The sequence below is a fragment of the bacterium genome, from assembly GCA_028821235.1.
In the GTDB taxonomy this organism is placed as follows: Bacteria; Actinomycetota; Acidimicrobiia; order Spongiisociales; family Spongiisociaceae; genus Spongiisocius.
The window spans coordinates 1-7022 of the sequence record JAPPGV010000097.1; the positions used below are offsets into that span (position 1 = coordinate 1).

Below are 7022 nucleotides of genomic sequence, written 5' to 3' on the forward strand. Positions count from 1 at the left end.
ACCACCCTGTGGATAACAAATCGCGAACTGTCCACGAAAGCGGGGCAACTCCATACACCACAAGAATGGACTCCACTGTCACGCCGAACGCCCCATGCTCTTGATGCCGATCCCCGGCTTACGCCTGCCCTTGGATGGGCTACTTTCCGTAGTCCGGATTTCTGAGTCGGTTCCAGGGGCGTATTCAATCAGACGGACCACCCAGCACGTGTGCGTGAGCGGGTTGCCGCCTTTCGTATTCTGGTTCTTGCTGCGAGAGCCTCACCGGCTAGGCCCACCTCTCTTGGTGTTGCTCCTGGGTCAATCGGATCGACGCCTCGGCTGACTTGACCAGAGCTTTGTAGAAGCGATGCGCGGGACTGCCGACTGTCAGGGTTGCGGTGGTGCTTAGCGAGCGGTCTCGTTGCTCGATGTCGGCCGGGAAAGGCTTTCCGGCTTCGCCGCTCCGTACCCCTGATGTGACGGATGCATGAAGTCCTGCGGACACGGTGTTGTAGCAGTCGTCACCGAGGGCATGGGCTCTCTCGAGTAGATTGTTGACCCAGTTCACGAATTCCCATACGAAGTCGCCCGGTAGGTGACGCAGGAGGTCGGCAACGACTTGAAGCTTCCGAGCGTCGCCGGCTCCGGCCCAGTTGTCTAACAGGTCAAGAACCTGCCAGTCGACACGTCCTACGACTAGGGCGAATAGATCGGGAGCCCAGAAGTACCGGTGCCGGTCGTCAAGGGCCTCCAGGGTCCAGTCGCAGACTCGGTTGATGACACCTCTGATGTTCCCCGACTCGCGGAAGCGCAGTGGGGGCTCGCCTCGGAAGTGATGTGGTAGGGGGTCGTATGGGTCTACGGTTTGGTAGCGGTCTACCCTGGCTGTGTAAAGGTCGAGCACTCCGTGGGGGTTGCGTGCGGATATCTCGGCAAGGAACTCGCTGACGGTGTAGTCGTCGAGGTTCGCGCAGGCAACTAGCCCGTAGAGTATCCGAGTGATGAACGATGGCGGTGCCTCTTCGATGTGGAAGTCCCCTCGCCTTCCGAAGTGATCTACCACTGCCTCCGCGACCGATAGGTCACCATTGATGGGGATTCTCGTTAGCAAGCCAAGGCGGCTGGTTGGGTCCATGCCGGATGCGAATCGGAGGCCTCGGGCGATAGTCACACGTACGGTCGCGTCGTCGTGCGCGGAGAGTTCCGTGATCATTGCTAGCTCCTCGGCCGTGGGCGCGACGGATCGGGCATGTCCCGTTAGAGCGTCGGCGGCTTGCTCGGCGAGTTCGGGAATCCCGGTGTCGATTAGCTGTCGGGCCATCTCGAGGGCGTCGCGAGGCCGGCAGGTGAGAAGGGCTGATAGGGCGATCCCTGTGTACGGTCGCAATGGACTCAATGGTTTAATCACTCGGGCAAGGATCTCTCCGGACACTCCTTTCCACTCCTGGCATAGAACCCGCAAAAACGGTTTTGGTGATGACGGGAAGCCACTCTCCGCTGACATCAGAGCACCGATACGCTCTTCGATCATGTCCACAGCAGCAACCTGATCGGCCACCTCACGTTTCAGGTCCCTTGCGACCCAACGTTGGATTTCCCGCCTCTTCGACATGAACTCTTCGTAGTCGAGGTCCAACTGGTCCAGATCACGATGCTCGTCGGCCCACCCGTTAGCGAGAACCCGAGTCAGCCGTGCTGAGAGTCCTCTGGCCTCCAAGAGGGAAAGGACAGTTTGTGCGGGGTCTCTTGTCTCCTCGTCGGATCGTGCGTGCCAACGAACCGCCCGGTGTATCTCCTCTCCGATGATCGGGTCAATTGTGTTATGACGCAGGAAGTCGCCTAGCCGGTCTAATGCCCGACAGAACTCCACCGCCCAGGACGACAGTTCGTTGCTGGTGGGTTCTCTACTGAACTGTCTGGTCGGAGTTCGAAGTGCCGCGTGAAGGAACCGGGCGGCTCGGACGCCAACTCGCAGATGTGAATGGATGAGTAGCGAGATAGCAGTTTCGATTGATCGATCTCTCAGAGCACGTACGGCGTCTGGGTTGATCACGAACGGCCGAATACGTACTGTCAACCCCCTGGTCTCGGTATCACTGCTGTCGGTCGCTACGAGCGGTTCGAGAACATCGAGTGGGGAGTGCCGATAGGTGCCTAGATCAGGATCGGTTGTCCAAGCGATTGCCCGGTCTGCAACGACCGACAGGTACTCCATTGGTTTGTGGGACTCGATTGAAGCTAGCTTCTGGAGGATGCGGATAGCGTGGTCGGGGTCTGCTGGGAGCCATCCTTCATGGTCTCGTCCGATGGCCCAGAGGAGGTCGCAGACTTCACCGACGTGTTTGAGGCTGTAACCAGCGTTCCGTAGAAACTTCGTGATGCCGGCGAGTCTGTGCCCAACATCTGCTAGTAATGCTTTGGGAATACCGAGGTTGGGATCCTCGGGCCGCGGTGGGGTCCGGAGCAGCTTCTTGACGAGGTCGAGAGATCGTCGCGGCTGGTAGTAGGACACCTCGGACAGGCTCGATAATGTGACTTCCCGCCGGAGCGCGCTGGATGCCACAAGATCCCGGGTGAGCGAATCCCAGATACGGTCGAGCACCGTCGAGCCCCACTGCCGCTCCCGGGACACTCGCCAGTCGAGCCGTGCCACACTGATGATCACGTTCTGGGCTAATGCACCGTAGGCCTTCTCGAACACGGCTTCCGCGTAGCCGGTGGGAGACCCTGTCGTGGGGTCAACGCAAGCATCCGCCACTAAGAAGTCACCAAACAGGTCGGGGATGACGCGCAGCTTGGCTCCCCGACGTGCCAGAACACCGGCCTCCTCCAGTGTCCGTAGACCTCGCAGAACCCGGTCCGTACGCTGGGCCAAGAGACTCTCGGCGATGTCTCGGAACTCCTCGTCCTCGGCAGTGATCGGCTGGACTAATGCAACCAGTTCCAACAACTGCATCAGAGCAGACCGGTCATGGGGTTCGCCCAACTCTCGGATCAATTCGTCCTTGAACTGGCGAATGAGAAGAGCGCGGGCTGTCTCGTCACTTGCGAGGTCTCGTGGGTCTACGCGTTTGGCAGCGACGAGCTTTGCTGCGATCACAGTGAACAGCGGACAGTCACGAGTTGCCCTGGCAACAAGGCGCGCTCCGTCACCCGAAGGGTCCTGCTGGCTGAGAACTTCGGAAGCGAGTGCCTCGGTGTCGTCGATCTCTAGGTCCTTAAGGTGGATCACGCCCTCCTCGTCCAACCGGAGAAGCCCATGGACCCCGAGATCACCAACCAGCTTGTCTTTGCTGTACGGGCGGGTAGCAAGGACCAGTTTCCAACCCTGAGACGGATGGCGACTCAGCGCAGACAGCAGAGCGACGACGTCATCGCGATTGTGAGCGTCGTCGACGACCGCTACGAATCTCCCGGCGGGAAGAAGCTCCATATCCTCGGGCCGGAACTTCGTATCAGGCGCCAAGAAGAACACCGGGGTGTCATCGGCGACACGGGTGGAAATCTCGAACAGCAGCCGCGTCTTGCCGATACCGCCGCGACCGGTCAACACAAGGGTCTGTTGGTCAGAAGCCCTGAATCGATCTACAGCGGCCAGTTCCTTCGATCTTCCAACGAGCGTCCACCCCTGACTGATCACAGCGGTGGGCCGCATTAGCGGCCGGAAGAACTCATCCGCTGTCATCCAGACGCCCGGGCGGCCGATACCCAAGAAGTCTTTCGCCCAACCTGGGAAGTAGGTATCCACCAATCGTGTAGCGGCGTGTGACGACAGGTCATGCCGTATAGTCGCCGAGATATCCTCAACATCCTGAATATCCCAGTTGGGATGCCCGAGAGCCTCCTTCCTCAACTCCGCGCTGGCCGACCGCGACAACAACAGGACGAACCGATCGGCCTCGAACTCAGTCGAGGCCACAGCACTTCGCAGCTTCTGCGGACCGAAGTGTTTGACTCTTTTGCACTGGTATGCCACCACCGTGCCGTCGGGCATCTCCGCTACGAGGTCGATTCCGTCCTGGACCTGACCGGGTCCCCCATACCCGCGGACTATCGCGTCCGGATAGCGGAGCATGACAAGTTCCCGACAAAACCCTTCGAAGTCCTCCCAACTCAGCCCCCATAGGGGTAGACGGGTAGCTAACGGCCGCACCGGCCGGGTCAACCCAGACCGATCCACAGGCCAGCCGCCAGCCCCCCTCGGGAACTCATCAGGATCCGTAACTCCAAACAGTTCCGCCAGTTTGGCCCGGTGCGTCCCCCCTGGGACGCGACTCACCTGACTCCCAGCGGCTCACCGTTTGTTGGCTCACCCCCAGACCCTTCGCTACATCCGCCTGCGTAAACGAAGATGCCTCACGTGCCTCACGCAACTGCCAGCCATATTCATACACGTTAGGCGGGTATGATACGTACTACACAGACAAACATACAAAAGGGCCTGGTTCGCTCTATTGGTGTGGTGTTGGTGTGGTGTCATTAACCTATGGAACTAACACCTGAACAATACGAACTCATCGAGGACTGGTTTCCTAAACAGCGAGGAACGTGAAACTCTCTAACCTAGAGGTCCTCAACGCCATCCTCAACGTCGCCGAGCACGGCACCAAGTGGCGTTGGAGTTCCCCTGTCTAGCCGGGGGAACTCTGTGGGGAATGCAATGTATCGGTCGTGATTTGAGGTCCGCGGCCTGGTGCTGCGGGCCGGGAAGGGAACCTCTGTGACCAATCAGATGTGCCAGCGACATTCACCTCTTCCATCCCCAGCAACGAAGGAGCCGCCCGTCTGCCCGTGCCCGTCCTCCCGCCTCACTGTTTCGCTCCGTCTTCTATGTAGTTCTTGTCGCTTCGGATATGTATAGTTGAGGTCATGAAGGCCGTTACGATCACGATGCCCGAGGAGCTTGACGCCGAGGCGGCCGCGGAGGCGAGGCGGCTGGGGATCTCCAAGTCGGAGTTGATCCGGCGGGGGCTGGCCGCTGTCCTGCCGGCCCGAAAGCCTGAGCCGGTCAAGGACATGTGGTTGGAGCGAGCGGGTTTCGGCAGCAAGGGGATCAGCGTCAAGCCCGGCGAGATCGACGAAGTCGTCTACGGCTTGTGAAGTTTGTCGACACGAGTTGGTGGGTGGCTTGGGCGTTGCCCCAAGACGCCCGCCACGGTGACGCGCTCGACCTGGCTGCGTGCGTGGGCGACCGAGAGCGGCTTCTCACCACGAACCTGGTGGTTGGCGAGACTTGGACGTTCCTTCGCTACCGGGACGGGTACCGCACCGCGGTCGGGTACCTCGACGAGATAGAGAACTTCGGATTAGCCGACAAGCTGGCTGTGCACGTCGTCACCGCCGAAGAGGAGTCGAAGGCGTGGCGATGGCTGCGCCGTCACGACGAACGGCCCTACTCCTTCGTGGACGCCACCAGCTTCGAAGTGATGCGAGCCCGCCGGCTGCGCGAAGCCCTAGCCTTCGACAACGACTTCGCCGCGGCCGGATTCATCGAAGTCCGACCCTGAACCACGCAGGTCTTTGAGGGCACCGCGCTCGACGAGATTAGCGGGCGCCGAGCCTGCTTCCTAGCTCCAAAATGATGGCAATACCCGCACGGACCTCCGGTATCGGGGGTCAGGGCTGGGCTCGAGTGGCAAGGCGGGTGGTGATCGTGGTGGTCTCGTTGCCGAAGCCATAAGTATCCGAAAAAGCGGGGGCAACTCCAAGGCGGCGACCACCGTCTCAAGAACGCCATGTTCATCGCAGCGTTCGTTGCCTACTACCTACGCAAACGCGCCCAAGGCAAAGAACACAACGCCGCCGTCCTCTGCGTCGCTCGCCGCCGCTGCAACATCATCCTGGCCATGCTCAAGACCCAAACCCCTTACCAACCCCGCGAAGCCGAGAAACTACCCCCACACGGGTTGGCAACAAGACAGGGACACCCCCGCCTTGACCGGCCAGCCACCGACCCCGGCTCGCCCCGAACGCCCCCGTCGTAGCTGCCCTGATTCGGCCAGCCTACCGCTCGGGTGTGTTCACCGCCGACACGGATCGGTGGAGAGAACGACCCGTCCCGCTCCCGACACCAGGTCCTGGCTCACTCCACCCCCGGCGATCTCGATGGCTTCGGGCAGTCTCACCAACCCGCCCACTCCCCGGAGGCGGCATCGCCCCCGCCGATAGCTGACACCCAGCTGGCCGGGTGTGGGTCTGGTTCCCCATCCGCCCCTCCCCTCTGCTCACCGCCGCAAGTCCCATCCCAGCCCGCCGTGTCGTCTCTCATCCGATGGGATCGGCACTGGGCCGTGTTGTCATCGAACATACCCAAGGTGACCCGCAGCCCGGTCGCGGATCCACCCCCCAGGGATCGCGCTCATGCGCGACCGGTCGCGCTTCCACCCCCCAGCGGTCGCGCTTCCGGTCGCGCATCCCTCTGATCTGGGGGGTTGCTGGAAACTCCATGGGACAGGAGCTCTTGCTAGCGCCAGCGGGGCTCAGCGGCGAGCCGGCGAGTTTACGGCCCCGATCGTCGTGCGCGGGCAGCAGTCCGGGCCACACACCACCCAGGGGAACACCCATCCCACCAAGGCTCGGGGCCACACCGCGGACGTCCCGCCAACCAGCCTGGCCGAGGTGGGTCCGCCACCGAGCGGTGGAGAGTCTGGCTACGGCAGCGCCCAAGGGCACCGACACCAGGGGTTTCTTCGGCAATCCCCCCGAGAAGGACGACGCAGGAGTGCGAGTAGGGGAGGACAGCGAAGAGGGGCTGTGTGGATGCTGGCCGGGGAGGAGATGGGGGGATCGGGTGGATGGACAGAACCCGGGGGGTGATCGGGGAGGGGGACGTATGTCCCGATGGGTGGGGGACACATGTCCCCGACCGGGGCTGTTAACCAACGTTGAAAGGGTGAGCCAAGTTTTCATTAAAATGCCGAACCCCATATTAGGGGGCTGGTAAGCCGGCTATCAGGGGGGTGGTAGATGAGCAACAGCAGCGATCAGGCCCGGGCACGGCAGAATGCCGAAACCTTCCGCATGCTTGCCGCGATCGACGC

General features: G+C 61.5%; 3 protein-coding genes and 2 pseudogenes. 4 read left to right on the plus strand and 1 reads right to left on the minus strand.

Features of this window, described 5'->3' with window-relative positions; genetic code table 11:
- Window positions 1-268 precede the first annotated feature (268 nt).
- Complete coding sequence (locus OXK16_11045) at window positions 269-4057, minus strand: ATP-binding protein (protein ID MDE0376485.1); 3789 nt, start codon at window positions 4055-4057, stop codon at window positions 269-271.
- A gap of 411 nt (window positions 4058-4468) precedes the next feature.
- Between OXK16_11045 and OXK16_11050 the strand changes: the two are divergent.
- The 4 genes and pseudogenes from OXK16_11050 (at window position 4469) to OXK16_11065 (ending at window position 5855) form a co-directional block, all read left to right on the plus strand.
- Window positions 4469-4599: pseudogene (locus OXK16_11050) on the plus strand (IS5/IS1182 family transposase).
- Between the two features lie 252 nt (window positions 4600-4851).
- Window positions 4852-5082, plus strand: a complete 231-nt coding sequence (locus tag OXK16_11055) for a ribbon-helix-helix protein, CopG family (GenBank protein MDE0376486.1) — start codon at window positions 4852-4854, stop codon at window positions 5080-5082.
- Window positions 5079-5489: a PIN domain-containing protein gene (locus tag OXK16_11060; protein MDE0376487.1), complete on the plus strand. Its 411-nt coding sequence runs from the start codon at window positions 5079-5081 to the stop codon at window positions 5487-5489. Before OXK16_11055 ends, OXK16_11060 begins: the two co-directional genes overlap by 4 nt.
- Before the next feature lie 198 nt (window positions 5490-5687).
- Window positions 5688-5855, plus strand: a pseudogene (locus OXK16_11065) (IS110 family transposase).
- Window positions 5856-7022 lie beyond the last annotated feature (1167 nt).